Raw genomic sequence first — 24,923 nt, forward strand, 5'->3', positions numbered from 1 at the left:
CACCCGTAGGATGTGGTGAGCAAAGCGAACCGCATCAGTGTTATCGAGGTGATGCGGATGCCGACGACAGATTGATGCGGTTCGCTTTGCTCACCGCATCCTACCCGTGGGCGTGAACCCAACCTACATTAGTGCATAGAGCTCACGCCTTCGGCATCGGCAAGTTCGGCAACCCGCTATCCTTGAGTACGCTCTGCAACAGCATCTGGTTACTCTGCTCCTGCTGCCCCATGTGCGCATTCAGGCGCGCCAGCTCGGCAACAGTCTCGCGGCTGCGCTTCAGTCGCAGACTGGTTTCGAAGTATTCCCGCGCCTTGCCCCATAGCTCATTACGCAGGCTCAGTCGGCCCAGGGCGAGGAGGAGTTCAGGGTTGTTGGGGCGGTCCTGCAGCCAGCGTTCCGCCACCAGCAGTTGCTCGTCCGGCTTCTCCCCACCTATCCGGCCGTAGAGATTAACCAGTTCGTCACTCCAGTGATTGCGGAGCACCTTGCGCAGCAGGGTTTCCGCCTGATGTTCGTCTCCCAGCAGGGACAGGTGGCGGGCATACTCACGGATGGTGAACTCGTCCCGGCGCATGGAGCCGGGCAGCTCGTCCCACAGCTTGATCAGGGGTGTCAGGTCGCGTCTTTCGCCATCCTGGCGCCGGATATCCTCTGCAGCCCGCTCCAGCAGGTTGTGCCAGGTTATACGTTCCAGTCGTTGCAATTCATCCTTGTCCACCAGTTCCCGCTTGCGGAGTTCCGGAATCAGCGCCGACAATTCGCGCCAGTCTTCCAGACGTTCGTAGACGGTGCGCAGCAGCTTGAGTACGAACGGATGATGGGGTGCCTGCTTGCGCAGACGTATCAGTGTCGCCAGCGCCTGTTCCATCCGGTTGCCGGCGATCTGCAACTGGGCCTGGGTGATGCCCACTGCCAGATCCGAGCCGGGCGTACTTTCGAAGGCCTTGCGCAGCAGGTCGTCGACCGCATCGTGGTCGCCGCATTCGAAAGCGCATTGGGCGGCTGCCAGGTAGTTGATCAATGGCGTGTCGGCTTTGTCCGCCGAGGCTTCCAGCAGTTTGCGGGCACGCGGCCAGTTGCCTTCCGCGAGGGAGAGCAGGCCGCGGGTGGTGCGCCGGCGAGCCCTGCGCTCGGCGCTCTGGTTGAGCCAGCCACTGACGATGCCCGTCCCGCTGCGCAGGCGACGGGCCATGGCCAACACCACTTGCAGTGCCAGGGTGACCACCAGAATCAGCAATACCCCAATCCAGAAATTGGTCTCGATCAGGTAATTGCCCAGGCTGATGCGGATGTACCCGCTGTCGTACTGGAGGCCGAGGCTCAGGCCCGCGCCAATCAGCAGTGCGACAAGTAGGAGGAGGAAAAGGCGTCTCATGATGCGTCGCCCGCCTTATCTCCGGACGGAGCGGATTCCGACGACTGCGACGGGCTGCTATTGGGGGAGGCGCTGTTGTTCGAGTTCCCGGTTGGCGTGGTTTCGCCGCTGGTGGCGTTGAGCCGACCCTCCAGGCGAGCCTTGAGCAGGTTCAGGGATTGGCTGACGTCCGGCAACTGCGGATTGATGTCCATCTGGCTCAGTTCGGCCAGTCTTTCGCGCAGGGCGCGTACCGGCGCATGACTGCCGTCGTACCAGGTGTCCAGCCAGTCGCGAGCCTTGGTCAGGGCGCGTTCGTAGAGGGTCTGATTGCCGCGTAGCAGGGCCAGTTGTGCCTCTTCCAGCATCAACCGCATGTTGAGGCGGGCATAGACGCTTTGCTGGGGAGAGAGCAGCGGTTTAACCGGTTCGTCCAGCCGGCGGATGGCAATGGCTTCGTTCAGGGTCGACTTGATCTGGCTCCAGCCGCGAGCCAGGGTATTGCCTTCTTCCCCTGGGTTCTCCCGGGTCGCGGATTCATCATTTTCAGTGCTGGTGTCCAGTGCTGCCAGGGCTTCGTCGGTAAGGTTGTTGATGGCGTCGATAGCGGCTTCAAGCTCCAGGTACAGGCCGGTCTGGTCTACATCCTCGATGCTCCTGAGCGCCATGATCTCCTTGGCGACCTGCTTGCGCACTGGATAGGTGCCCGGATCGTCAGTTTCGTTCAGCACTTCGTCTGCCGCCTGGAGAGCGGACAGGGCACCGTCGATATCCTGCTCTACCTGCAAACGCTGGTTGGCAATACGTAGCAGGTATTCCGCCTCGGCCAGCAACCAGTCCGTGCGGTCGCGGTTGCCCGCATCCAGCAACGCCTGGGCATTGTGGTCGATCTGGCGCCGCATGTCGGCGACCAACTGTTGCTGTTCGTTGAGCTCGCCTTGCAGTGACTGGAGGCGGCTGTCGAGCTGACTGCCGGTCTGGCTGTAATTGCGGTCCAGACTATCTGTGGTCGATTGCAGGTGGCTGATAGTCTGGCGTAGCGACTGCTGCTGTTGCCACTGATGCCAGCTCCACAGTCCCATCAGGACGAGAGCAGCAAGGGTGATGACGATAAGGAGCCAGAGGGGCCAGAGACGCCTCGGCTGCGATGAGGACGGGGGAACCGTGGCGGGTAGGTTATTCTTTGACTCAGTCACAGGCGTCCTTACTCATTAATGGGTATTCCAGCGCGCCGGTGTCTGGGGCCGGCAGCGTCCGGGCGACTTCAGTTAAACTGCCGGAGGCACTCGACCAGCCCATCCGGCGTTATCTGCTCCGGGATATGCACGTGCTCAAAACCTGCCACCCGCGCCGCTTCTGCCACTCGATCGACCGGCACCAGCAGGTTGCGATGTTCAAGATTATGATCAGTATTCTTACCTAGCGCGACGAGATTGTTCAACGTTTCTCCAGACAGCACGATAATGGCATTTGGATCGAAACCATTCAGTGCGCTGTCCAGCGTTTCCGGGTCATGCTTCGGGCAGGACCGCTCGTAGAGCTCCAGGTTGTCCACCCGGGCCCCGCGCAGCTGCAGTGTCTGGCCCAGTAATTCGCGTCCGCCTACGCCCTTGGCGATCAATACCCGCTCGTCAGCCGGCGTGGCTAGTTTGGGCAGGGCGAGCAGGTGTTCGCTGGTGTACCCGTCCAAGGGCGCAGTAACTGTCAGACCGGCTTCGCGCAATACGTCGGCTGTGCCGCTTCCCACACCATACCAGTTTAGACCGACAGGCCACTGTGGCCACCAATTCTCGGCATAGTCGATGAATTCCCGGGCGGCGCTCGGGCTCACGGCAATCACGTGTTGGTACAGGTCCAGGCCCATGATCAGCGTGCGCTTCTCTGGCGTGTCCGGCAGGGTGCGGCGCTGGAGCAGCGGGAGCACACGGGTTTTTGCCCCTTCTTCCTGGAGCCGGAGAGCCAGCTTGTCAGCTTCGGGCTGGGGGCGGCAGATCAGGACGCGGAGCCCGTCCAGCGGCTTACTCGATCTCGTAGCCATAGATATCGGCAAGGATGCGATCAGCCCCCATGGCCAGCAGGTCCTCGGCCAGTTCCCGCCCGAGCCGCTCGCCTTCGGCGCGGGGTGCCCGGCCTTCCACCCGCAGGATTTCGGTGCCGTCGACTTTGCCGACCAGGCCCCGCAGCCAGAGGGTATCGTTGTCTTCGAGCAGGGCGTAGGACGCAATAGGCACCTGGCATCCACCCTCCAGCCGTTTATTCAGGGCCCGTTCGGCGTGCACGCGATCGGCTGAGTCCTGGTGGTTGAGCGGCTTGAGCAGCTCGACGAGTTCGGCGTCATCCATACGGCATTCGATGCCCAGAGCCCCCTGACCGACGGCCGGCAGGGATACGGTATCAGGCATGTTGTAGCGGATGCGTTCATGGAAACCCAGACGCTTGAGGCCGGAACTGGCCAGTACGATAGCGTCGTATTCGCCGGCATCCAGCTTGGCCAGACGGGTATTTACATTGCCACGTAGGGTGTGGACCTTGAGGTCCGGTCGATAGGCCCGAAGCTGGGCCTCTCGGCGCATGCTGGCGGTGCCGACCACGGCGCCTTCGGGCAGGGCATCGACGTTTTCGAACTGGTTGCTGACGAACGCATCCGTGGGATCCTCTCGTTCGCAGATGGCCACCAGGCCCAGACTTTCGGGGAACGTCATGGGGACGTCTTTCATGGAATGCACCGCGAGGTCCGCGCGCCCGTCGAGCATGGCTTCTTCCAGCTCTTTCACGAACAGGGCCTTGCCACCGATTTTAGCCAGCGGGACGTCGAGGATCTTGTCGCCACGGGTCTTGATGCCCAGCAGTTCGACCGTGACCTGCGGGTGCATCCGCTCCAGTTCGGCCTTGATGAATTCAGCCTGCCAGAGGGCAAGCGCACTATTTCGGGTAGCAATGCGAAGGGTGCGTTCTGTCATGGGCGATGCAGTTGGCGTATCCGGAAAATGGAACCCATAGCCTAACGTTTATGGGTCGAAAAGTCGCGGCTGGCGGCTTATTCAGGGTGATGCAGGCGTCTATCGTCCTTGGCTCTGGAGCCACTCGCGAACTGAGCTCGCGTGGCGGCGACTGACCTGCAGGCGCGTATCGCGGTCCTTGAGACGGATCACGTACTGTCCTTCGGGCGTTCGGGTCATGGCTTCGATAAAGCGGCAACCCACCAGCGTATTGCGGTGTATGCGTAACAGGCTCTCTGGGTAGCTTTGCTCCAGCTCCTTGAGGGTGTAGTCACTCACCGTTTCGCCGCGGTCGTGGAAGATGCTCACATACTTCTGGTCGGCCTCGCAGAAGCGAATGCTACCGATATCGATCAGCTCGGTGCCGCGATGGGTGCGCACCGCCAACTGGCCAGGATCGGACTCGCCTGCGGCCTGCAGGGCCTGGAGCTGGACCCGGTTGACCCGGCCGGCGCGCGCCAGGGCGTCGCCGAGGTTCTCCTGGCGCACCGGCTTGAGTAGATAGGCTACGGCCTGCACTTCGAAGGCATTGATGGCGTACTGGTCGTACGCGGTGCAGAAGATAATGGCGGGTGGGTTGTTCAGTGCGTTGATCTGCTCGGCGGTGGCGAGGCCATCGAGTCCAGGCATGCGGATGTCGAGCAGGATGATATCCGGCTGGGTTTCGGCGATCTTCCGCAACACCTCATGGCCGTCGCCGGCTTCCCCACAGATCTCATAATTGTCGAGTCCTTTAACCAGCCTCTGCAGGCGCTCGCGGGCGAGGGGTTCATCATCGGCGATCAGTACTCGTTGGCCCATCGTTAACGTCCTTACTGCCTCAACTGCTCTGACCCGAACCGCTCCGGCCGGAAATGCTTTTACCCGAACTGCTCTTGTCGTACCCGTTCTTGCTGGAACCATTTTTGTCGGAACCACTGTTGCCAGAACCACTGTTGTTAGAAATAGTACGCCAAGGTAGCCGCAGCGTCACCGTGTAACGGCCCTCATGGACACTGTGCTTGAGCAGCGCCTGCTCGTCGAAAACCGTGTCCAGTCGCGCGCGGATGTTGGCCAGGGCGATCCGGTTACCACGGTGGCCCGCCTGATCGGCGGTGGACGTGCGCTCGGGATTCTGTACCTCAATATAGACCGAATGGCGTTTGCGGTAGGTGTGCACCCGCACTTCGCCCCCTTCGGGCCGGGGCTGGATGCCGTGGTAGATCGCATTCTCCACCAGTGGCTGCAATGTCAGTGGCGGGATTGCCTGACTGGCCAGCGCAGGGTCCAGGTCCCAGGTCAGGGTCAGGCGATCACCCAGGCGCAGTGCTTCGATATGCAGGTAGCGTTGGCATAGCGTCAGTTCCTCGCCCAGGGTAATCAACCGGTCCTGGGTGCGCAGACTGGCGCGGAACAGCTCCGAAAGGTCGAGCACCGCATCTTCCGCCTGCTCCGGCCGGGAGGCGATCAGGCTGGCAATCGTATTCATGCTGTTGAACAGGAAATGTGGATGGATACGTGCCTGGAGGGCGGTCATCCGCGACTGCATTTCTGCCTGCTTCTGCTGGCGCCACTGGTGCTGCAGGAAAAAGTAGCGCAGGACCATCAGCGTGATGATCAGCGCGGCCAGCAGGTTGCGACCGATCAGGTGGGGCGGTATGGGGACGTCGCCGGCGATCAGGACGCCGTTGGCTGCGACGGTAAACACCAGTACGTCCAGCAGGACGACGGCGGTGATGATCATCACCACGCCGGTATTGGAAAACCGCCGCAGCCAGCGCCGCATGCTGCAGATCAGGGCGGCGCTGGTCAGCACTGTCCACTGCACGAACAGGGATACCAGGCCGAAGTAGTGCCAGTCGATCCAGCCGATGTCCGCGTGCACGATCGACAGCAACAGGACAATCAGTTCGCTGGTCATCAGCAGCAGGAACACCGCCCGCACGCGGCAGAGGTCGGGCACGAAAAAATCGGCGCTGGGGAGTTCTTCGTTGCCGTCGGTACGTCGTTGGTTGGCTGGCGGCATTCGGTGTCCTGTTGTTCGTGGGTGCTATGGGCAGAACGACAGGCCGTGCCGGCCTCCGCCCATGACTTCTAAAGATGCTATTGATACAGAGCCGCTCTCGAGAGTGTTACAATCCCGAGCGCGCCGGCGTTCTGGCTTTCGTTCAGGGGCTGTTCAACACTCTTCCAGCTAGCAGGTAAAGATAGACCATGACTGATCAGAATACGTCCTCCGAAAAACCCTGGGGCGGCCGTTTCAGCGAGCCGACCGATGCGTTTGTCGAGCGTTTTACCGCCTCCGTCGGGTTTGATCAGCGCTTATATCATCATGATATTACTGGCTCGATCGCCCACGCTACCATGCTGGCGAAAGTCGGCGTACTGACCGGGGATGAGCGCGATCAGATCGTCGAGGGACTTAAGGTCGTCAAGGCTGAAATCGAGGCCGGTGAATTCCAGTGGTCGGTGAGCCTGGAAGACGTTCACATGAACGTGGAGAAAAGCCTGACTGACCGTATCGGTATCACGGGCAAGAAACTCCACACCGGTCGCAGCCGCAATGATCAGGTGGCCACCGATATCCGCCTGTACCTGCGGGACGAAATCGACGTCATTCACGAAGAGTTGGTGCGCCTGCGCAAGGGGCTGCTGGACCTGGCCGAGCGTGAGGCCGAAACCATCATGCCCGGCTTTACCCACCTGCAGACCGCTCAGCCGGTCACCTTCGGCCATCACCTGATGGCCTGGTACGAAATGCTGGCCCGGGATACCGAGCGGCTGCTGGATTGCCGCAAGCGCGTGAACATCATGCCGTTGGGCGCGGCAGCGCTCGCGGGCACCACCTATCCCATCGACCGCGCCTACACCGCCGAACTCCTGGGCTTCGATCGCCCGACTGAAAATTCCCTGGATTCCGTCAGTGACCGCGACTTTGCTATCGAATTTGGCTCCTTCGCCGCGTTGCTGATGACGCACCTGTCCCGTTTCAGTGAAGAATTGGTGCTCTGGACGTCGGCCCAGTTCGACTTCATCGATCTGCCGGACCGCTTCTGCACGGGGTCCTCAATCATGCCGCAGAAGAAGAACCCCGACGTGCCGGAACTGGTGCGGGGCAAGACCGGCCGGGTCAATGGCCACCTGATCAGCCTTCTTACCTTGATGAAAGGTCAGCCATTGGCCTACAACAAGGACAACCAGGAAGACAAGGAGCCGCTCTTCGACATGGTCGATACGGTCAAGGGCTGCCTGAAGGCCTACGCCGATATGGTGCCGGCCATCGAGTCGAAGGCCGAGAACATGCGCGTTGCTGCCAAGCGCGGCTTCTCCACCGCCACCGACCTGGCGGACTATTTGGTCAAGAAAGGCGTGGCGTTCCGTGATGCTCACGAAATCGTCGGCAAGGCCGTGGCCTTTGGTGTGGCTGAAGAGCGCGACCTGTCGGATATGACCCTGGACGAATTGAGCCGCTTCTCTGACGTGATCAAGAACGATGTGTTCGATGTGCTGACTCTGGAAGGTTCCGTGCAGGCGCGGGATCATATAGGCGGGACGGCGCCGCGGCAGGTGCGTGAAGCGGTGGCTAGGGCCAGGGCGGCGATGGAGGGTTAGTTTCGGTCTCATCGAACCCTGACCCTTGTCATTGTCTGATATTGTCAGGCACCCCGCCGGGCTGCTCCGAAGCTGAAGCATCGGCTACATTTGAGGTTAACTCGAGCATGTAGCAGAAGCTTCAGCTTCTGAGGCACCGAAGGTGCCCCGTTTCAGTCGGGCACTCCCTCGATCTCTCCGAAGCTCAAACAGCAACCTCACGGCATGTGTTCGCCGTTTATCACGTCCCAATCCGACCGATGCTCAAGTCCACCGCTGCGGGCGCCAAATCCTCCAATGGCCGAGGTGGCGACAGTCGGAAACCCTGCCCGAAATGCACCCCCAATCGCCGCACCTGTCGTAAGGTTTCGTCACTTTCGATAAACGTCGCCACCGTGGTCTTCCCGGCGGTTTCGGCGATCCGATGCAAGGCCTCGACCATCACTTGCTGGACCGGGTCTTCGTGCAGGTCACGCATCAGGCTGCGGTCCAGCTTGATCACATCCACCGGCAGCCTGGCGGCCAGGGCATAGCTCTGAACCGACGCGCCTGCGCCGTCCAAAGCGACCTTGCAGCCCACCTCATGCACGACATCGCAGAACACGCTGACTTCATCCGGATATTGTGTCGCGTCACTCTCGCGGATCTCGAAACAGAAGCGGTCCGGTGCGAAGGCGATCCGGGCGAGCTCCCGCGACATGAAGTTGGCGAAGTCCTCGTCCAGCACGCTGGCCAGGGAAATGTTGAAACTGCAGAGTTTCAGCCGTGGCTCGAGCAGAGGATGTTGGCGCAGCCAGTCCAGCGTCTTGCGGATTACGCGGCGGTCGATGTCTCGGGCGAGGTCGAAGCGTTCTGCTACCGGCAGGAAATCGTTGGGTAGCCAGAATCCTTCGGCAGCGTCGTGTTCGAGTCGTGCCAGGATCTCGATGTGCTCGCCCCAGGTGGCGCTCGTGACCGGTCGTAACGCCTGGTGCATCAATACGATTCGGTCCTCGCGCACGCATTCCTGTAGTTGGCCCAGCAATTTTTGGGCTTCGCTCTCAAGCATGTTGGAGCCGGGATCCCGGTGGACATGAATGCGGTTACGTCCGGCGTTCTTGGCGGTCTGGCAAAGGTCCGCTGCCAGGGTGAGCAGCTCTTCGGCAGAGGAGGGGCCAGCGTTCGGGCCGAAGGGAACCAGACCACCACTGGCGGTCGTCTGCAGCGGGTAGCCCTGCCACTCGAACATGAACTGGCCGATCTGGTCGGTCAGGGCCTGGGCTACGCGGCGGGCTTCCGGTTCGGCACAGGTGTCGAGCACCAGGACGAACTTGTCAGCGGAGACCCGGGCCAGGGCGTCCCGCTGACGTACCCGGCTACTGAGCATGGTCGCCAGTTCGCGCAGGTAGCGATCACAAGCGCCGGCACCGGCGGTCTCGTTGAAGCGGGTAACGTGATCCAGGTCGATATAGAGCAGGGCGTGGCCAGGCGATTCGTGACTGGTCTTGTCGATCGCCCGCTGGAGCCGATGGAGCAGTTCCCGGCGGTTGAGCAGGCCGGTCATGGGATCATGGCTGCTCAGGTAGTTGAGATTGTCCCGGGTGCGCAAGCGGTGGCTGATGTCACGGGCTATATGGACGGCGCCGATGGTGTGGCCCTGTCGGTCTTTCAGGCGCTGGAAGCGTACCTCGTAGACCGGCAGGTCTCGCTCCTGCTGGGCCAGGGGCATCTCCACGGTGAATTGGTCCCGTCTCATGGCCTTATCCCATAGGCGCTGGGCCAGACGTCGTTCGTTGGGGAATTCGGCGAGCAGGCGAGTCAGGTCCTCGCCGACTCGGGGCCGCACGTCGAAGGTGGCTTCGAACTGGGCGGCCATGGCGTGGTTGATCGCCAGTATCTGATGATTCGGATCCAGCGCCAGGACCAGGTCGTCGGTGGCCGCCATGATGCCCTGCAGCACCTGTTCGATTTCGGTGCGGGCCCGGCGCTGATGCAGTCGCTCGGACAGGTCGACCAGGGTGCCGGCGACCGCGATGATCTTCTCCCCGGCCTTGAGCGCCTGCCCGGTGATGCGCACCGGGCGCAGTCGCTGCTTTGCCGTCAGGATATGCAGATCCCGGGTAAAGGGTGCTCCAGAGCGGATGCAGCGGCGAAAAAGGGCGCGTACCCGATGCTGGTATTCCTGGAAGTAGAACAGGGCATGCTCCGGCGTAATGTCGCTTCCGGGACGCAGGTCGAACAGGTGGTAGAGCCCATCGGACCAGGTCATCTGGTTGTTGTAGGTATCCAACTGCCAGATCCCGAACTGACCGGAGGTTTCAGCCATCTGCAGCAGGCGAGGATCCAGCGGATCCCGGCCGCGGGGCTGGATGGCGGCCGTGGCGGCCTGGTCGGCGTCGGCGATGGCGACGCGGACGGAAAAGCGGGCGGTAAAGAAGAAGCCCTCATGATGGCGTAGGGTCAACAGTGCCGGTTCACCACGCTCGAAGGCTTCCCGCGGTGTGGGGCCGAGCGGATCGTCCTGCCGGGTAGCGGCCAGGCTGGCCAGCGATCTGCCGATTAGGTCTTGTGGGTCATAGCCCAGGACCGAGTCGGCGTAGGCATCGGCGTAGGTAATGATGCCGCTGTCGTCGATGCGGACCAGCGTGCGTCGTTCGTCGGTCGCCGTGGCATCGCGGCGATGCCGGCTAATCAGGAATTCCTTCACGGTGACTTCCCGTTGGTGCGAAGACCGATGCCGTTGGCCCGGGCCTCTTTATTGTGTTGTTTTGTCATTGTGGTTTGAAAGCAGGCTAACATCATAACGATAATGTCGAAGCTATACATACAACCTGATTGCCGCCGTTGGGAAGAACCCACCCTGTGACTGCTGTAACCGCTATTAACCTGGACTTTGCCGACGGCATCGATCGCAAGACGCTGAAGCGTTTGACCGACCGTTTCCTCAAGGTCAATGCAGTCCGGGTGGAGCGTGCGCGGGCGGCTTTGGCGACGCGGCAACAGGTAGTGCTCGACCTGTTGCCGCTGATCTTCCATCTCAATCACCCTTCGCTTCCCGGCTATCTCCATCACGACTGCCCCTACGGTATCGCCCACTACCAGCCTGACGGTGAAACCCTGGCCGCAGCCCAGCGCCAGGCCCGCTCGTTCCGCATGAGGTCGGCAGGGCGCCGGCCGCCGGACATCCAGTCGCTGTTCGTCATGGGCAGCCCCGGTACGCTCGGGCATTCCGTGGCCAGTGACCTGGATGTGTGGCTTTGCCACCAACCTGACCTGGAGTCCCGGGGCATCGAGCGTCTGGAACGAAAGGCGGAAGCTGTTTCCCGTTGGGCTGAAACCCTGGGCCTCGAACTCCATGTGTTCGTATTCTCAGCGTCGGAATTCCGGGAGGGGCGCCAGCGGGTCGAGGTCAATGGCGAGAACTGTGGGAGCGCCCAGCATTACCTGCTGCTCGACGAGTTCTACCGTACGGGCATTTACCTTGCCGGATGTTATCCCTTGTGGTGGTTGGTGCCGTCGGACCAGGAGGCGGATTACGACCTGCTTGCCGACCAGTTGCGGGATTTTCGCTTTATTCGCGCCGACCAGTACATCGATCTGGGGTCCGTACCGGCGATCCCGCCTGCTGAATTCCTCGGCGCGGGTGTCTGGCAACTCTATAAGGGCATTGATGCGCCCTGGAAGTCGCTACTCAAGCTCCTGCTGATCGAGTGCTACGCGCGTACCCGGGAAGAAGGGCCTCTATCGCTGGAGTTCAAGGCGCGGGTCTATCGGGGCATGACGGCTCCGGATCGGCTCGATCCCTACGTCATGCTCTACCAGCGCCTGGAAAAATGGCTGCAGTCGCTGGATGCAACGGAGCGGCTGGACCTGGTGCGCCAGAGTCTGTACCTCAAGACGGGCATCCCCTTGACCCGGCTGGAGCGGGTGAGCCGGAGCTGGCAGTCGGCCCTGCTGACGGAGCTGGTGGAAGGTTGGGGTTGGGATCGCAGGCGTATCGGCGTGTTGGACGACCGGCAACGCTGGCGTGCTGGAGACGTGCAGGCGTTGCGCCGCATTATCGTCTCCGAGCTGACCCATAGCTATCGCTTCCTGTCGCGATTGGCGCGCACCCATGCGGTGAAGGCCGCTATCCGCCCCGAGGATATGAGTCTGCTCGGGCGCAAGCTGTACGCGGCATTCCAGCGCAAGGCGGGCAAGGTTGAGCTGATCAACCCGAACATTGCCCCTACGCTGGCGGAAGAGAACCTATCGTTCCACCACCAGAGCAGTCATCCTTCCGGCAATGTGCCGGGGCAGGGTTGGCTGCTTTACCGGGACCTGGAAACGCCCTCCGATGCATTCTGGCAGCCGGTTATCCGTCGTTCGAGTAGCCTGGTGGAGATGCTGGTTTGGTGTCACTGCAACGGCCTGCTAACCCGGGCGACGCGCCTTAACCTGCGTGCCGGGGATAGTGCTCTGAGCCTGGGCGGTCTACGCGGCATGATCGAAGACCTGCAGTCGCATCTGCCGGTGCCCGAGGCCCCGGCCACCCGGGAAATACTGCTCGAGGAAAGCCGCCCCCTACGGGTGTTGTTGTTCGTCAATGTGGCGGTGGATCCCCAAGCGCCGTTGACGGAAAAAGGCCTGCACAAACTGAGTGGGCGCCACGATTCCCTGGGCTTCAGTGGGGGGCGCGAGAACCTGGTGTTGACCCTGGATCAGGTCATCCTCAACAGCTGGCATGAGGTCAGTGTCCATCGCTACGAAGTCGGTGACACGCTGATCCAGTGCCTGAAGAACCTGTTGGCAGCGAGAGTCGCCGCGCCGGATCGGCCACCGGTGCTCACGGTGCACTGCCATGATGCCGGTCACGCCGGCTCCATCGAGCGTCGGCTGCAGATCCTGTTCCAGGACGTCCAGCGTGTCTTCTTTGTGGGCGACCGGGGCCCGCATCCGTTACGCTACATTATCCAGATGGAGCGCCGGTATTTCGTGCTCCAGTTCCATGATGGCCAGCCCGGTTTCGTCGCCCTGGAATCCTGGTCCGCACTGCTCGATCATTTGCAGAAGCCCCAGCCCGGTTATGTACCGATTGTCCTCGACCGTCATGCCCTGGGAGAGGACCCGGCGCTCAATGCGGTCTGCCAGGCGAGCCAGCCGGACAATATCCAGGTGTTCTTCCATATCCGCGACGACCGGGCGCGGGTCTGGGTCGTCGACGAGCATGGCTCGCTGAGTCACTGGGAGCAGCCTTTCTTCTCCCGCCGCCATCTGCTGGCGCCGGTGTTGCGCTTCCTGGCGAACGTCTCCGAGCGTCGACAGTTACGGCGCACCCTGGCCGAGGCGGGTGGCGAGCTGGAGATTACCTGTGCCGAGGTCGTGCGTCGGGGCGCCGACTGGGTCGCTGAACGTCGGCTGGTCACCAACGACGAACTGCCGATCGACGGTTTCGAGCTGCAGGCCGTCGGTGTCCAGGAGGGCGATCAGCCCGTCCGGTTTGACATCTTCTGCGAGGAGCAGGAGTTCACGGCGCTGGAATACGGCGACCAGCTGATTCCGGCGGTGGTGCACTACGTCAACTCCCGCCGGCGCGAGGGTGGCGGCTATCCGCTCTACCTGACCGACCTGCACCTGCCCCATGACCTCGACCCGCAGGTCTATCAGCACGATCTGCAGACCAGCCAGTACCTGCATTACCGCATCCGTCTGGAAGCGGAACTGAATCAGGCGCTGGGGGTTAGCGCGCCGTTCGGTTAATTCGCTGACCGACCGGGCCCCGAGAAACCCGTTTCCGTCTCGCACGGGTCCGGCATGGCCGGTATACTGGCGCGATCAATTTCACCGGAGCGAGTCCGATATGACAGGTCGTTTGATCGCCACCGTCAGCCTGATCCTCATGCTGGCCGGCTGTGGCCAGAAGGGACCGCTATACCATCCGGCCCCTGAGCCCCCAGCGACAGTTGAGAGTAGTACCGCGCAGGGCAACGACCAGAGCGAGGAGGGCGGTGACGAACAGTCCCGCTGATCGGATTCGCCGCGCTGTAAGGGCGCACTGATACAGGATTGCCGATGGATTATTTCAATTACCGAGACGGCACGCTGTTTGCGGAGGATTTGCCTGTCACCCGGATCGCCGAGCAGTTTGGCACGCCGGCCTACGTCTATTCCCGTGCGACGCTGGAACGCCATTTCCGCGCCTACGACGACGCCCTGGCCGGCCGTCCACACCTGGTGCGCTATGCGGTGAAGGCCAACAGTAACCTGGCGGTGCTCAATGTGCTGGCGCGCCTGGGCGCCGGGTTCGATATCGTTTCAGTCGGCGAACTGGAGCGTGTCCTTCGTGCCGGCGGCGAAGCGTCCAAGGTCGTATTCTCCGGCGTGGGCAAGCAGCCTGCAGAAATGCGCCGGGCGCTTGAAGCCGGTGTGCGTTGTTTCAATGTCGAGTCCGAGACCGAGCTGGACCGCCTCAACCAGGTGGCCGGTGAGCTCGGCAAGAAGGCGCCAATCTCCCTGCGGGTCAATCCGGACGTGGACGCCGGCACGCATCCCTATATTTCCACGGGCCTGAAAGAGAACAAGTTCGGCGTGGATATCGCCGAGGCGCGTCGCATCTACGCGAGTGCGGCCCGTTTGCCGAATCTCGACATTATAGGTGTGGATTGCCATATCGGCTCCCAGCTCACCAACGTGTCGCCCTTCCTCGATGCTCTCGACCGGGTGCTGGCACTCATCGACGAGCTCGCCGGCGATGGGATCCATATCCATCACCTGGACTTGGGTGGTGGCCTGGGCGTGACCTATAACCAGGAGAAGCCCCCCTCGCCCAGCGAATACATGGCGCAGGTGCAAGAGCGCCTGGGCGACCGCAAGCTGGAAATCATCCTGGAGCCGGGTCGTTCCATTGCCGCCAATGCCGGCATCCTGCTGACCCGGGTCGAATTCCTCAAGTGCACCGACCATCGCAACTTCGCGATCATCGACGCCGCCATGAACGACCTGATCCGTCCGGCGCTCTACAGCGCCTGGCAGGCCATCGTTCCGGCAACGCCGCGTACGGATGTCGAGACCAAGGCCTGGGATCTGGTCGGCCCGGTCTGCGAAACCGGCGATTTTCTCGGTAAGGAGCGCGAACTGGCGCTGGCGCCGGGTGACTTGCTGGCCGTGCGGTCCGCCGGTGCCTATGGTTTCGTCATGAGCTCCAACTACAACTCCCGCAACCGTCCGCCCGAGCTGATGGTGGATGGCGACCAGGTCCATGTGGTGCGCCAGCGGGAAACCCTTGACGACCAGATGCGGCTCGAAGCCTGTCTGCCGGAGTAACCGCGATGACCGATGCCAGACGCCGGGGCGGCGGCATGCTCCAGTTCACCAAGATGCACGGTCTGGGCAACGACTTCATGGTGGTCGATGCCATTAGCCAGCCCTTCCGCCTGCGCCCGGATTTCATCAGCAGGCTGGCGGACCGCCATTTCGGTATCGGTTTCGACCAGTTGCTCGTGGTGGAGCCGCCTGGCCTCCCGGACGTGGACTTCCGCTACCGCATCTTCAATGCCGACGGCTCCGAAGTGGAGCAGTGCGGCAACGGCGCCCGCTGTTTTGCCCGGTTCGTACGCGACCAGCGACTGACCAACAAGAAGGTTATCCGGGTCCAGACTGCTGGCGGCGTGATCGAATTGCGCGCCGGCAAGGAGGGGTGGGTGACGGTGAACATGGGTGTGCCAGAGCTGGAACCGTCGAAGATTCCCTTCCAGGCTGATGAGCGTGCCGATACCTACACCCTTGAGGTCGCCGAACATACCGTCGTATTTTCCGCCGTTTCCATGGGCAATCCCCATGCAGTGCTCGTGGTTGATAACGTGGACACCGCACCCGTGGAACAGCTGGGGCCCTTGCTGGAGGTGCATCCAGCGTTTCCGAAAAAAGCCAACATCGGTTTCCTGCAAATCGTCGATCGGCAGAATGCGCGCTTGCGGGTTTTCGAACGAGGCTCCGGTGAAACCCTGGCCTGCGGCAGCGGTGCCTGCGCGGCAATGGTGGCCGGAAGGCTGCGGGGACTGCTGGACGAGAAGGCGCGAATAGAGCTGCGGGGTGGGCCTCTCAGCCTTGAATGGCAGGGGGAAGGGGCCCCTGTTATGATGGAAGGACCGACCGCCCGAGTGTTCGAAGGTCAGGTTCGTGTGCCGGGAGAAGCGCCCCGCCGTGCCCGTTCCGGACGTGGGTCGGGTCGTCAGAGACAGAAAAAGAGCTAGCGTGTGCGTACTCCCGAAGCGGAGGCGCCGATAAAAAGAGCCGCCTCCACTAGGTAAGGCGGTCGCAACAGGAGGTATCCTCGGATGACTGACCAGGCGTCGACGAATCCGGCCGTAACCGTGACCGAGCAGGACGTCGTGGCGTACCTGAAGGACAATCCCGACTTCTTCGTGCGTCAGGACGAGTTGTTGCGCAGCCTGAAATTGCCCCATGACAGTGGCCGGGCGATTTCCCTGGTGGAGCGCCAGGTACACCTGTTCCGTGAGCAGCGGGACATGCTGCGTCATGAGCTGGGCGAGCTGATTGAGATTGCCCGCCACAACGACCGGTTGTTCGAAAAGAGTAAGCGCCTGCTTACCCATGTAATCGAAGCCCGTTCCCTCAATGAGATGGCATCGGTCATCGACGACAGTATCCGCGGCGATTTTGGCCTGGATGCGGCTTCCCTGATCGTGTTCGACGATGTCGATACTGCTGCCGAACCGGAAGGTGCCCTGGTCCGGGTGGCCCGCGATGCTGCACAGTCCCAGCTTGGCGCCCTGCTGGATGGTCAGCGTGCCGTATGCGGCCAGTTCCGCATGGATCAGCGTGCATTCCTGTTCCCACGTCGGGAAAATCCCATTGCTTCGGTCGCACTGGTGCCGTTGCGGCATGGTGACTTGCTGGGACTGTTCGCCATCGGTAGTGAGCAGGCGGGCTATTTCGACGAGAGTATGGGCTCGCTGTTCCTGACCTATATCAGCGACACCTTGAGCCGTTTGCTGCCGCCCCTGATGGCGCGCCACAGTGCCCACGCCACAGTGGCTGAAGCCGAGGAAAAGGTTGCCGAATCACGCTGACCCCTTGCGCTAGCGGACCACACCCATGAGCGAGTTGCCCGACACCTTGACCGAGCCGCTGGCCCGGTTCGTCGAACACCTGCGTTCCGAGCGACGTCACTCGGCCCATACCTGCTCCAACTACCGGCGTGATATCGAGCGCCTTGCCATCGCGCTGGCCGAGGACGACCGCAAGCACTGGTCCGACCTCGATGTGCATGGCTTGCGGCGCCACGTGGCCAACCTTAGCCGCGCGGGCCTTGGGGGAAGGAGTGTCGCCCGCCACCTGTCGTCCATCCGGCGTTTTTACGAGTTCCTCTTGCGCGAGCGTGAGGTGAAGGACAACCCGGCCCTGGATGTCCGGGCGCCGAAGTCCGGCAAGAAGCTTCCGCGCGTCGCCGACGTAGACCAGCTCAACCACCTGCTGAATGCGTCGCCGGACGATCCGCTGGAAGTGCGCGATCGCGCCATGTTCGAGCTGATCTATTCGTCGGGTCTGCGTCTGGCGGAACTGGTCGGGCTGGACCTGGATAACCTCGACCCCGTGGACCGGGAAATCCGGGTGTTGGGTAAAGGCAGCAAGACGCGGGTCCTGCCGGTTGGGCGTCAGGCTTGGCAGGCCCTGGAGGAATGGCAGCGGGTTCGCCGCGAATTGGCGCTAGACGGTCAACGGGCCCTGTTCCTGAGCCGCAACGGCGACCGGCTGAGTCCGCGTAGCGTACAGGCCCGTATGCATCGCTGGGGGCTGCACAAGGGTGCGGACCAGCGGTTGCATCCACACCTGTTCCGGCATTCCTTCGCCAGCCATCTCCTTGAATCCAGCGGTGACCTGCGAGCAGTCCAGGAACTCCTGGGCCATGCGGATATCTCAACAACCCAGGTGTACACCCACCTGGATTACCAGCACTTGGCGCGGGTATACGACAGGGCCCATCCCAGGGCAAAGCGGCGCAAACCCGAGGGCCCGGCGGAATCGTAAACGTTAGCTGCGCCGGGTATGCCTCTGGTCGCAACGACGAATCCTTCTATACTGTTAATCTGACAACATGGCGCCCGTGAAAACCCAACGGAGATCATAAGGCTGTAAATATGGATCTCAATGACGCTGCTCCCCACGACTGGCAGGAAGAACGATATACGCTGCAGCGTTTGCTGGTGCGCACCAGCCTGTTCGCGGCGGGTCAGGACGGGACCATCGACACCCTGCTCGACAACCTGCGTAACGCCCTGCGCCACGAATCCTGTGAGCTCGATAGCCTGCGCCGGCTCCAGCATGACCTGGACGAGGCACTGGAGCGCCTTGATGGTAAGCGTGCCCACACCGAGCGCCAGCTGAAACTATCGCTGACCAGCCTCCTTGCGGTATTCGAAGAGACTGGCGAGACCTCCCGCAAGCAGTACCGGGCGCTGGAAAAGCAGATCGACAAACTGGAACTGGATGGCGAAGCCATCACCACCTGGCTCGTGGATCTGGCGGCGTTGGCAGGCCATCCCGACGCGCCCACGTCAGAGGAAGCCGGGACTTCCAGGCAAGAGGCTCGCGGTTGGCGGCGCCTTTTCTCTCGCCATGAAGACGAGCCCGAGTCGGCTGCGCCACAGCCCACTGCGCAGCTCCAGCCCACGGCGTCGGAGGACTCCGAGTCGGAGCAGCGTCTGCGAATCGCCCGCCGAATCGGGGAATTGCTCGGCCATGTGCTCGAGCAGGTCAGCCTTGAACCCAATGCTCATGCCCGAGCCGTGCACCTCAAGCAGTTACTCGATCAGAGTTACGAATGGAGCGAACTGCGGGATGCCCTCAACGAGATCGTCGACCTGGTCATCGCGGCGGTGAGCCGTGGTCGGAGCGAGTTCGAGGACTTCCTCAAGCGTCTCGATGAGCGGCTTGCAGCCCTAAAGGCAAACTGTGAGGCGCAGGCGGAGGCGGGCGCCGATCGCCGTAGCGCGACAGAGGCCCTGGATCAGGTGCTGAGCACCCAGCTTGAGGATATGGGTACCGCGGTCTCGCGGTCGACGAGCCTGGACCAGTTGAAGGCGTCGGTTACCCGCAATATCCAATCGATTTCCGATTCCTTCCGCGACTACCGCGATGAAGACTGTCGGCGTGAAAAAGTGCTGGAGGAAAAGCTGGTCGCCATGCAGGAAAAGCTGGCGGGTATGGAAGCCTACTCCGAGCAGGTCCAGGAACAGCTGCGCACCGAACGCTCGCGGGCACTGACTGACACGCTCTCCCAGCTACCCAATCGCGAAGCCTGGCAGCAAAGACTGCAACTGGAGTTCGACCGCTGGCGGCGCTATCGCCATCCGATCACCCTGGCGGTGCTGGATATCGATCACTTCAAGAAGGTCAACGACTCCTTTGGGCATAAGGCCGGCGACCGGGTGATCCAGTTGGTGGCCAAAGCCCTCTGTGATCGTCTGCGTACCACCGATTTCGTGGCCCGCTACGGTGGTGAGGAATTCGTCATGCTGTTGCCCGAGACGGACATTGACGTGGCTTACAGGGTTCTGGACGACTTGCGCATGCACATCGCCGGTTTGCCGTTCCATTTCCAGAACCAGCCAGTGACGATTACCGTCTCTGTGGGCATTGTGCCTTTTGGCAGCAGCGATAGCCCGGAAGAGCTGTTTGACCTGGGTGACAAGGCGCTCTACCGGGCCAAGCACGAAGGACGGAACCGGGTTGTTCGGGCCTGAAGATCGACCTGGTTCCGTAGCAGGATGGGCCTTAATGCCGTAGTAACGCGTCCAGCTCGTCGATCACTTCGGCCCAGTCGGAATCGTCTTCGATACCCTGATGCAGGAAGCTGGATTGGGCGGCCGTCCAGAAGGTGGCGTCGGGCAGGGCCACTTCCTGGGGGAGTGGGGCGTACTTGGCGATGAACGTCTCAATGCTTTCCTGGTCTGCCGGTAAGCCGAGCTGTTCGAAAAGCGTGTGCAAATTGTGCTGACTCGTGTCCATGGTGCTAAAGTCCTCTCTGCCTAGATCACCTGAAAGTCAATCGAAAGAAAGTCATATAAAAAAGTCATACGAAAAACGGCTGGAAGCCTGCACAGTTCTCGGGCAGCCTTCCCTAGGTGAAGTCTAATGGCCCGTTCCATGAAAAATCCAGGCTCAGGGCGGTCAGAATCATGAACAGATCGTTAGTCCTGAACCGTTAATCCTGAACGAACAGTCGATCCCGAGCGTTGTGTGAACACCCGAACTTTCCAAGGATTTGCCTCGATCCGCCGTTTTGCGCTTTTCGTCCTTGCGCTGCTTGCCTGCGTCCTGAACGAGCCTTCGATCGCTGAGCCCAGGCTGGAGTCTCCGCAGCCTGTCCTGGGAGCTGCGGATCTCGACTGGTTGGCGCAGCAGGACAGTCTGAAGATCGGCATCGCCGGCCAGCGCAAGCCACTGGCATTCCTGGCGCCGGACGGAGAAATGGCCGGTACCCACCCTGCTTTCGCGCGCCTGGTCGGTGGAAAGCTTGGCGTCAATGTCACCCTCGTGCCGGGAGCACCGGTATCCCTGGAGGCCCGGCTCAAGGAAGGTGAGCTGGATGCAATCATCACCACCCGTCAGCCACCGGTAAGCGCTCCGGACCTGTTGTTTACCGATCCGGTGATGAGCCTCAACTATGGATTGTTCGCCAATGTGGAGGATGCGTCCGTCCAGCGTCTGTCGGACCTCGAGCATAAGCGCGTTGCGCTGATAGCCGGCGACGCCCACCAGTATATGCTGCTCGATGCGGTGGATTCCTTCCGCCCGACACCCGTCCGGTCAGTGAGCGAGGCGGTAAACGCTATCCTTTCCGGAAGGGCAGACGCCTTCTTCGCGCCCATGCCGGTAATATCCGACTACCTGCGCGCCGGGCTGATCGACCAGCTGTCGCTGGTAACCGTGCTCAATAATCAACCGGCCCAAGTTGCCTTTGCCGTGGCGGCGGGCGACGAACGGCTGCAGCGTATCCTCAATGCGGGAGTAGAGGCGATCAGTGGCAGCGAGAGCCGTAACATCCAGCAGCAGTGGATCTCCTTCGAGCTACCGGGCGTCGATACGGAAAACGATGTGGCGATTTCGTCGCAAGAGCGCAGCTGGCTCAGGCGCCATCCGGATTTGCGCATCGCGTACCGTACCGACTGGCCGCCCTTCGAATTCATTGAAGACGATCGCCCCAGCGGCTTGGTGCCCGACCTGGCCAACAATCTGGCCGAACGCCTGGATGTGCGTTTTGACAGCCGCACCATCGAGGACTGGTCGCGGGCGGAAACCATGCTGCAGGAGGGCGAGATCGACGTTATCCCGGCATTGCCGCGTACGCCGCGTCGCGAGAACCTGTTCCTGTTCACCCGCGCCTACCTGAGCCTGCCCATCGCCCTGGTCATCCGTGAAGACGGTCGCTTCGTCGGTGATTTGCGGGAGCTACGGGATGAGCGTGTCGGCGTGGTGCGCCAGCACGCCAGCCATGAATACCTGCTTATCAACCATCCGGAACTGAATATGTTTCCGGTGGATAACCTGGAGCAGGGGTTGCTGGATCTTTCCAACGGCGACCTGGACGTTATGGTGACCCATATTCCCGGAGTCAGTTACACCGTTGCGCGGCTGGGACTCTCTAACCTGCGTATCACCAGTATCACCCCCTATCAGTACGAGTTGCGGTTGGCCGTCCGCCGGGACGAGCCCGAGTTGCTGCGTATCCTTAACAAGGGACTGGGGGCTATCAGCAAACAGGAATACGACAGCATCTACAATCGCTGGATCCACCTGGATATCGAACAGGACATCGATTACACCGTCGTGCGCCGCGTGGTGCTGATCGCGGTCGTGGTGGTGCTGATCTTCCTCTATTGGAACCGCAAGCTGTCCCGGGAAGTGGACGAACGGATCCGCTCCGAGGATGCGCTGCGGCGCAGTGAGGACGAACTGAGGGCGGCCAAGCTGGAGGCGGAAAAACTGGCTCGTGAGGCGGAATCAGCCAACCGGGCCAAAAGTGAGTTCCTGGCCAATATGTCCCACGAGATTCGCACGCCGATGAATGCGGTGATGGGCTATAGCGAGTTGCTCGAGGGTAGCGTCACCGACCCGCGCCAGCGTGGGTACATCGAATCCATCAAGGCGGGTAGCCGCAGCCTGCTGACGCTAATCAACGACATTCTCGATCTCTCACGCATCGAGGCCGGCAAGATGCGTCTCGAGTTTGGTCCCCTGGATCTGCAGCGCTTGCTGGAAGATGTGCGCCGGATATTCGAGATGCGAGCCAAGGCGCGCGGTCTGACGCTTGAGGTCACCCTATCCGACGATATGCCCGCGGCCATGGTGTTGGATGAGACGCGGCTGCGCCAAGTGCTGTTCAACCTCGTGGGCAACGCCATCAAGTTCACCCATGAAGGGGGCATTCGCTTGAGTGCCCACACCGAGCGCTGCCATACGGATGACTCCGGAGACGATTGCCAACTGGTGATCGAGGTCCAGGATACCGGCATCGGCATTCCCGACGATCAGCAGGCCCGTATCTTTGACGCCTTTGAACAGCAGGAAGGTCAGAGTAACCGGCAGTACGGTGGCACCGGCCTGGGTCTGGCCATCAGTCGCAAGCTGGTGCGCATGATGGGGGGCGAGCTGAGCGTGACCAGTACATCGGGCGAGGGCTCCTGCTTCCGCGTGGTATTGCATGATGTAGAGACCTCTTCTGCCGGGCCTGACACCCAAGGCGAAGGCGGTCCGGGCTTCACCTTTGCCGGCGGGCAGGTGCTGGTGGTGGACGATAACCAGATCAACCGCCAGTTGGTTCGCGACATGTTGGAACCAGCCGGCCTCCGCGTGATCGACGCCGGTGATGGCGCCCAGGCACTCACCGTCGCGCGGGAGCGCCAGCCGGATGCCGTGTTGATGGACATCCGCATGCCGATTATGGACGGTTTCGCCTGCCGCAAGGCAATGCACGACGATGAGGCGCTGGCGCATATTCCGGTTGTCGCGCTGACGGCCTCGGTGATGCCAGGGGATGCTTCGCGCATCAAGGATGCCGGTTTCGACGGCTTCCTGCAGAAGCCGGTGAGTCGGCATGTGTTAATGCAGGAACTGGCGCGCTTCCTCGACCACGAGCTGAACCTTGAGGAAGAGGAACTGGACGAAGACGACGAGCCGGTACTCTACACTATTACCAATCGCTACCAGCGCCGGCGGCTGGCGCAGGACCTCCAGGCCACCTTTGCCGATGACTGGGAATCGATGCGCGGTAGTGGCGACCCGGAGCAACTGTCGGACTTTGCCGGGCGCCTGGTGGAGTGGGGCAAGCGGTATCGAGTATTGGAAGTGGTGGAATACGGTCGGGAGCTGCTCAGCGATGTGGAGTCCTTCGATCTGGACAGTGTGCACGACCGGCTCGAAGCCTTCCCGGAATTGCTGGGAGATCAGCCAGCGACGACCTGAGTGAGAGGCCGGGCCTTACATCCGAGGGATCAAAGACAGTCGTACTGGGAGCGGCGGTCGAATGCGACGGACACCATGTCGTAACCCTGCTGGGTCAAACGCCGCATCAGATCGCGATCGTGGACCATCGCCATGCAGATGGTGTGGATACTCTTCTGCAGGTGCGGTTCCGGCGGCTGGTTGCCGAAGCGGAAGTCGACGATAAGGTATTTGCGCTCATAGTTCGCCGTTGCGGGGATATCTTCGCGGCTGATGCTGGTCGCGCCGATATAGGTGGGGCCTTCGCCGGTGAACAGATCGCTCATGAGCAGGTCGATGTTTTCCGCACGGGCGGACTGGACGCAGGCAGCGATGGGCAGCAGCGCAAGTACACAGAATAAACGTAGAAGGCCGATCCGCTGGCGCCGTACCTGTCCTTCCATCACGAATCTCCCAAGAGAAATGTAACAGAACGTTATGGGTTGTTACGGCGCATTATCGCAGAGTGACAGTCGTTTGCTTAGGCCTCGTTCACTCTTTTTTTCAATTTTTTGCAATAAAATGCGGGACACTCGCCATTCAGGCAAGGGCATTCCTACGCTGCCAGGCCAGCCAGCCGAACGACCAGAGCGTGGCCAGCGCCAGCGCGCCCAGAGTCCCCCAGTACACCCCTATCAGCGGATACAGCCAGAATACGGCAACGGTGTGGGTAATCAGCGACCCCAGGCCCGCAGGGTAATGTTTGACCAGGGTCTGTGCGGGTGCCGGGCCATGTTGCCAGAAGATGATCGCCAGCAAGGGAAAGAAGGTCACCGGGAACGCGGCGAGCACGCCGCTCAAGGCAGCAGTACCCCAATAACCGGCTGAAGTGATGCCAACCACGATCAGGCCCGAAATGACACCGCGCGCAATATGCACACCCCAACCGGGACGCCGTTTAAGGGTGATCGCAGTATCCGCCAGGTGCCGCATTAGGCGATGGGCTACCAGCGTGAAGGCAATGCTGGCTAGCAGCGCCGCCCAGAGGGGGAGGTCGAGCAACGACAGGGGCAGGGCTACGACGACAAACGCAAGCAGTGAGAGCACCAGTGTCTTGATGCGGTTTTGGCCGGCGCTTGCGGCAAACGCCAGGGCCAATGCCTGGGCTCCGATAAAGCCGAGCAGTGTCCCCCGGGCTGCATCGGCGGCAAAGGCCGGACCCTGCTCGTAACCCAGGAAGAACAACGCGACGCCTGTGCCCAGTGGGAACCCGGCCAGCACACCGGCGACCCGGGTGCTCAGCCGTTCTGCAAGCCAGGCCAGCGCCAGTACGGTAGCCAGGGTAACGGCGATCTTGATGATCAGCAGCGCCATACGTCCATTCCTTGTTGATGTTCTTATCGTTGTCTTTGTTGGGCAATGCGCACGAAGTGCTAGCACTATCTGCACCAAATTGACGCATCCTACGCGAATTGCTGCTGTTGTGGAATCCATATCCATCGTCTTCCGGGCCTATGGCGGATGGTATGGATGCGCTAGGATTGGGAACATGAGAACACCGGCGGTAGTCTATTTTCGGGCCGGTTAGGTGATTG

Annotated in this window: 19 protein-coding genes; 9 read left to right on the plus strand and 10 right to left on the minus strand. The window is 61.5% G+C overall.

Annotated elements, in window-relative coordinates:
• Positions 1–142 precede the first annotated feature (142 nt).
• The 6 genes from RE428_RS03110 to RE428_RS03135 form a co-directional block, all read right to left on the minus strand.
• Positions 143–1,378 carry a heme biosynthesis HemY N-terminal domain-containing protein gene (locus RE428_RS03110; RefSeq protein WP_004578997.1) on the minus strand — a complete coding sequence of 412 codons (1,236 nt, stop codon included), beginning with the start codon at positions 1,376–1,378 and terminating at the stop codon, positions 143–145.
• Positions 1,375–2,553 carry a uroporphyrinogen-III C-methyltransferase gene (locus RE428_RS03115; RefSeq protein WP_004578996.1) on the minus strand — a complete coding sequence of 393 codons (1,179 nt, stop codon included), beginning with the start codon at positions 2,551–2,553 and terminating at the stop codon, positions 1,375–1,377. Before RE428_RS03115 ends, RE428_RS03110 begins: the two co-directional genes overlap by 4 nt.
• Positions 2,554–2,621: 68 nt before the next feature.
• Positions 2,622–3,395, minus strand: coding sequence for a uroporphyrinogen-III synthase (locus RE428_RS03120; RefSeq protein ID WP_004578995.1), 774 nt, complete (start codon positions 3,393–3,395; stop codon positions 2,622–2,624).
• Complete coding sequence (gene hemC / locus RE428_RS03125; protein WP_004578994.1) at positions 3,376–4,317, minus strand: hydroxymethylbilane synthase; 942 nt, start codon at positions 4,315–4,317, stop codon at positions 3,376–3,378. Before hemC ends, RE428_RS03120 begins: the two co-directional genes overlap by 20 nt.
• 99 nt (positions 4,318–4,416) lie before the next feature.
• Positions 4,417–5,157 carry a LytR/AlgR family response regulator transcription factor gene (locus RE428_RS03130; RefSeq protein WP_004578993.1) on the minus strand — a complete coding sequence of 247 codons (741 nt, stop codon included), beginning with the start codon at positions 5,155–5,157 and terminating at the stop codon, positions 4,417–4,419.
• Between the two features lie 19 nt (positions 5,158–5,176).
• Positions 5,177–6,361, minus strand: a complete 1,185-nt coding sequence (locus tag RE428_RS03135) for a sensor histidine kinase (protein ID WP_004578992.1) — start codon at positions 6,359–6,361, stop codon at positions 5,177–5,179.
• Between the two features lie 188 nt (positions 6,362–6,549).
• Between RE428_RS03135 and argH the strand changes: the two genes are divergently transcribed.
• Positions 6,550–7,947 (plus strand): argininosuccinate lyase, encoded by a 1,398-nt coding sequence (argH, locus tag RE428_RS03140; RefSeq protein ID WP_004578991.1) that lies wholly within the window; start codon positions 6,550–6,552, stop codon positions 7,945–7,947.
• Positions 7,948–8,167: 220 nt separating this feature from the next.
• Here the strand turns inward: argH and RE428_RS03145 are convergent, their stop codons facing one another.
• Positions 8,168–10,612: a sensor domain-containing protein gene (locus RE428_RS03145; RefSeq protein ID WP_004578990.1), complete on the minus strand. Its 2,445-nt coding sequence runs from the start codon at positions 10,610–10,612 to the stop codon at positions 8,168–8,170.
• 155 nt (positions 10,613–10,767) lie between these two features.
• On the opposite strand from RE428_RS03145, the gene RE428_RS03150 reads away from it, so the two are divergent.
• From RE428_RS03150 to RE428_RS03180, 7 genes are all read left to right on the plus strand, one after another.
• Positions 10,768–13,644, plus strand: coding sequence for a class I adenylate cyclase (locus tag RE428_RS03150; protein WP_004578989.1), 2,877 nt, complete (start codon positions 10,768–10,770; stop codon positions 13,642–13,644).
• A gap of 100 nt (positions 13,645–13,744) precedes the next feature.
• A complete protein-coding gene (lptM, locus tag RE428_RS03155; protein ID WP_004578988.1) occupies positions 13,745–13,912 on the plus strand; it encodes an LPS translocon maturation chaperone LptM in 168 nt (55 codons plus the stop codon).
• 44 nt (positions 13,913–13,956) lie between these two features.
• Positions 13,957–15,207 (plus strand): diaminopimelate decarboxylase, encoded by a 1,251-nt coding sequence (gene lysA / locus RE428_RS03160; RefSeq protein ID WP_338381162.1) that lies wholly within the window; start codon positions 13,957–13,959, stop codon positions 15,205–15,207.
• Between the two features lie 5 nt (positions 15,208–15,212).
• Positions 15,213–16,136, plus strand: a complete 924-nt coding sequence (gene dapF, locus RE428_RS03165; RefSeq protein ID WP_004578986.1) for a diaminopimelate epimerase — start codon at positions 15,213–15,215, stop codon at positions 16,134–16,136.
• A gap of 84 nt (positions 16,137–16,220) precedes the next feature.
• Positions 16,221–16,976 (plus strand): DUF484 family protein, encoded by a 756-nt coding sequence (locus tag RE428_RS03170; RefSeq protein WP_004578985.1) that lies wholly within the window; start codon positions 16,221–16,223, stop codon positions 16,974–16,976.
• Between the two features lie 25 nt (positions 16,977–17,001).
• Positions 17,002–17,934 carry a tyrosine recombinase XerC gene (xerC, locus tag RE428_RS03175; RefSeq protein WP_004578984.1) on the plus strand — a complete coding sequence of 311 codons (933 nt, stop codon included), beginning with the start codon at positions 17,002–17,004 and terminating at the stop codon, positions 17,932–17,934.
• A gap of 110 nt (positions 17,935–18,044) precedes the next feature.
• Positions 18,045–19,649, plus strand: a complete 1,605-nt coding sequence (locus RE428_RS03180; protein WP_004578983.1) for a sensor domain-containing diguanylate cyclase — start codon at positions 18,045–18,047, stop codon at positions 19,647–19,649.
• A gap of 31 nt (positions 19,650–19,680) precedes the next feature.
• On the opposite strand, the gene RE428_RS03185 is transcribed toward RE428_RS03180, so the two are convergent.
• Positions 19,681–19,914, minus strand: coding sequence for a DUF2789 domain-containing protein (locus RE428_RS03185; RefSeq protein ID WP_004578982.1), 234 nt, complete (start codon positions 19,912–19,914; stop codon positions 19,681–19,683).
• 231 nt (positions 19,915–20,145) lie between these two features.
• Between RE428_RS03185 and RE428_RS03190 the strand changes: the two genes are divergently transcribed.
• Positions 20,146–23,370: a transporter substrate-binding domain-containing protein gene (locus RE428_RS03190; RefSeq protein ID WP_004578981.1), complete on the plus strand. Its 3,225-nt coding sequence runs from the start codon at positions 20,146–20,148 to the stop codon at positions 23,368–23,370.
• A gap of 29 nt (positions 23,371–23,399) precedes the next feature.
• On the opposite strand, the gene RE428_RS03195 is transcribed toward RE428_RS03190, so the two are convergent.
• Together RE428_RS03195 and RE428_RS03200 are read right to left on the minus strand one after the other, a co-directional pair.
• Entirely contained in the window at positions 23,400–23,792 is a 393-nt protein-coding gene (locus RE428_RS03195) for a hypothetical protein (RefSeq protein WP_004578980.1), read from the minus strand.
• A gap of 136 nt (positions 23,793–23,928) precedes the next feature.
• Entirely contained in the window at positions 23,929–24,702 is a 774-nt protein-coding gene (locus RE428_RS03200) for a hypothetical protein (protein ID WP_004578979.1), read from the minus strand.
• Between the last annotated feature and the right edge of the window lie 221 nt (positions 24,703–24,923).

It is taken from the genome of Marinobacter nanhaiticus D15-8W (assembly GCF_036511935.1).
Classification (GTDB): domain Bacteria; phylum Pseudomonadota; class Gammaproteobacteria; order Pseudomonadales; family Oleiphilaceae; genus Marinobacter_A; species Marinobacter_A nanhaiticus.

Bases quoted from the DNA above. Each gene is read 5' to 3' on its own strand.
- hemC (WP_004578994.1), bottom strand. From the start codon at position 4,317: ATGACAGAACGCACCCTTCGCATTGCTACCCGAAATAGTGCGCTTGCC.
- argH (WP_004578991.1), top strand. From the start codon at position 6,550: ATGACTGATCAGAATACGTCCTCCGAAAAACCCTGGGGCGGCCGTTTC.
- RE428_RS03180 (WP_004578983.1), top strand. From the start codon at position 18,045: ATGGATCTCAATGACGCTGCTCCCCACGACTGGCAGGAAGAACGATAT.
- RE428_RS03130 (WP_004578993.1), bottom strand. From the start codon at position 5,157: ATGGGCCAACGAGTACTGATCGCCGATGATGAACCCCTCGCCCGCGAG.
- RE428_RS03110 (WP_004578997.1), bottom strand. From the start codon at position 1,378: ATGAGACGCCTTTTCCTCCTCCTACTTGTCGCACTGCTGATTGGCGCG.
- dapF (WP_004578986.1), top strand. From the start codon at position 15,213: ATGACCGATGCCAGACGCCGGGGCGGCGGCATGCTCCAGTTCACCAAG.
- RE428_RS03170 (WP_004578985.1), top strand. From the start codon at position 16,221: ATGACTGACCAGGCGTCGACGAATCCGGCCGTAACCGTGACCGAGCAG.
- RE428_RS03185 (WP_004578982.1), bottom strand. From the start codon at position 19,914: ATGGACACGAGTCAGCACAATTTGCACACGCTTTTCGAACAGCTCGGC.
- RE428_RS03195 (WP_004578980.1), bottom strand. From the start codon at position 23,792: ATGGAAGGACAGGTACGGCGCCAGCGGATCGGCCTTCTACGTTTATTC.
- lysA (WP_338381162.1), top strand. From the start codon at position 13,957: ATGGATTATTTCAATTACCGAGACGGCACGCTGTTTGCGGAGGATTTG.
- RE428_RS03120 (WP_004578995.1), bottom strand. From the start codon at position 3,395: ATGGCTACGAGATCGAGTAAGCCGCTGGACGGGCTCCGCGTCCTGATC.
- lptM (WP_004578988.1), top strand. From the start codon at position 13,745: ATGACAGGTCGTTTGATCGCCACCGTCAGCCTGATCCTCATGCTGGCC.
- xerC (WP_004578984.1), top strand. From the start codon at position 17,002: ATGAGCGAGTTGCCCGACACCTTGACCGAGCCGCTGGCCCGGTTCGTC.
- RE428_RS03135 (WP_004578992.1), bottom strand. From the start codon at position 6,361: ATGCCGCCAGCCAACCAACGACGTACCGACGGCAACGAAGAACTCCCC.
- RE428_RS03200 (WP_004578979.1), bottom strand. From the start codon at position 24,702: ATGGCGCTGCTGATCATCAAGATCGCCGTTACCCTGGCTACCGTACTG.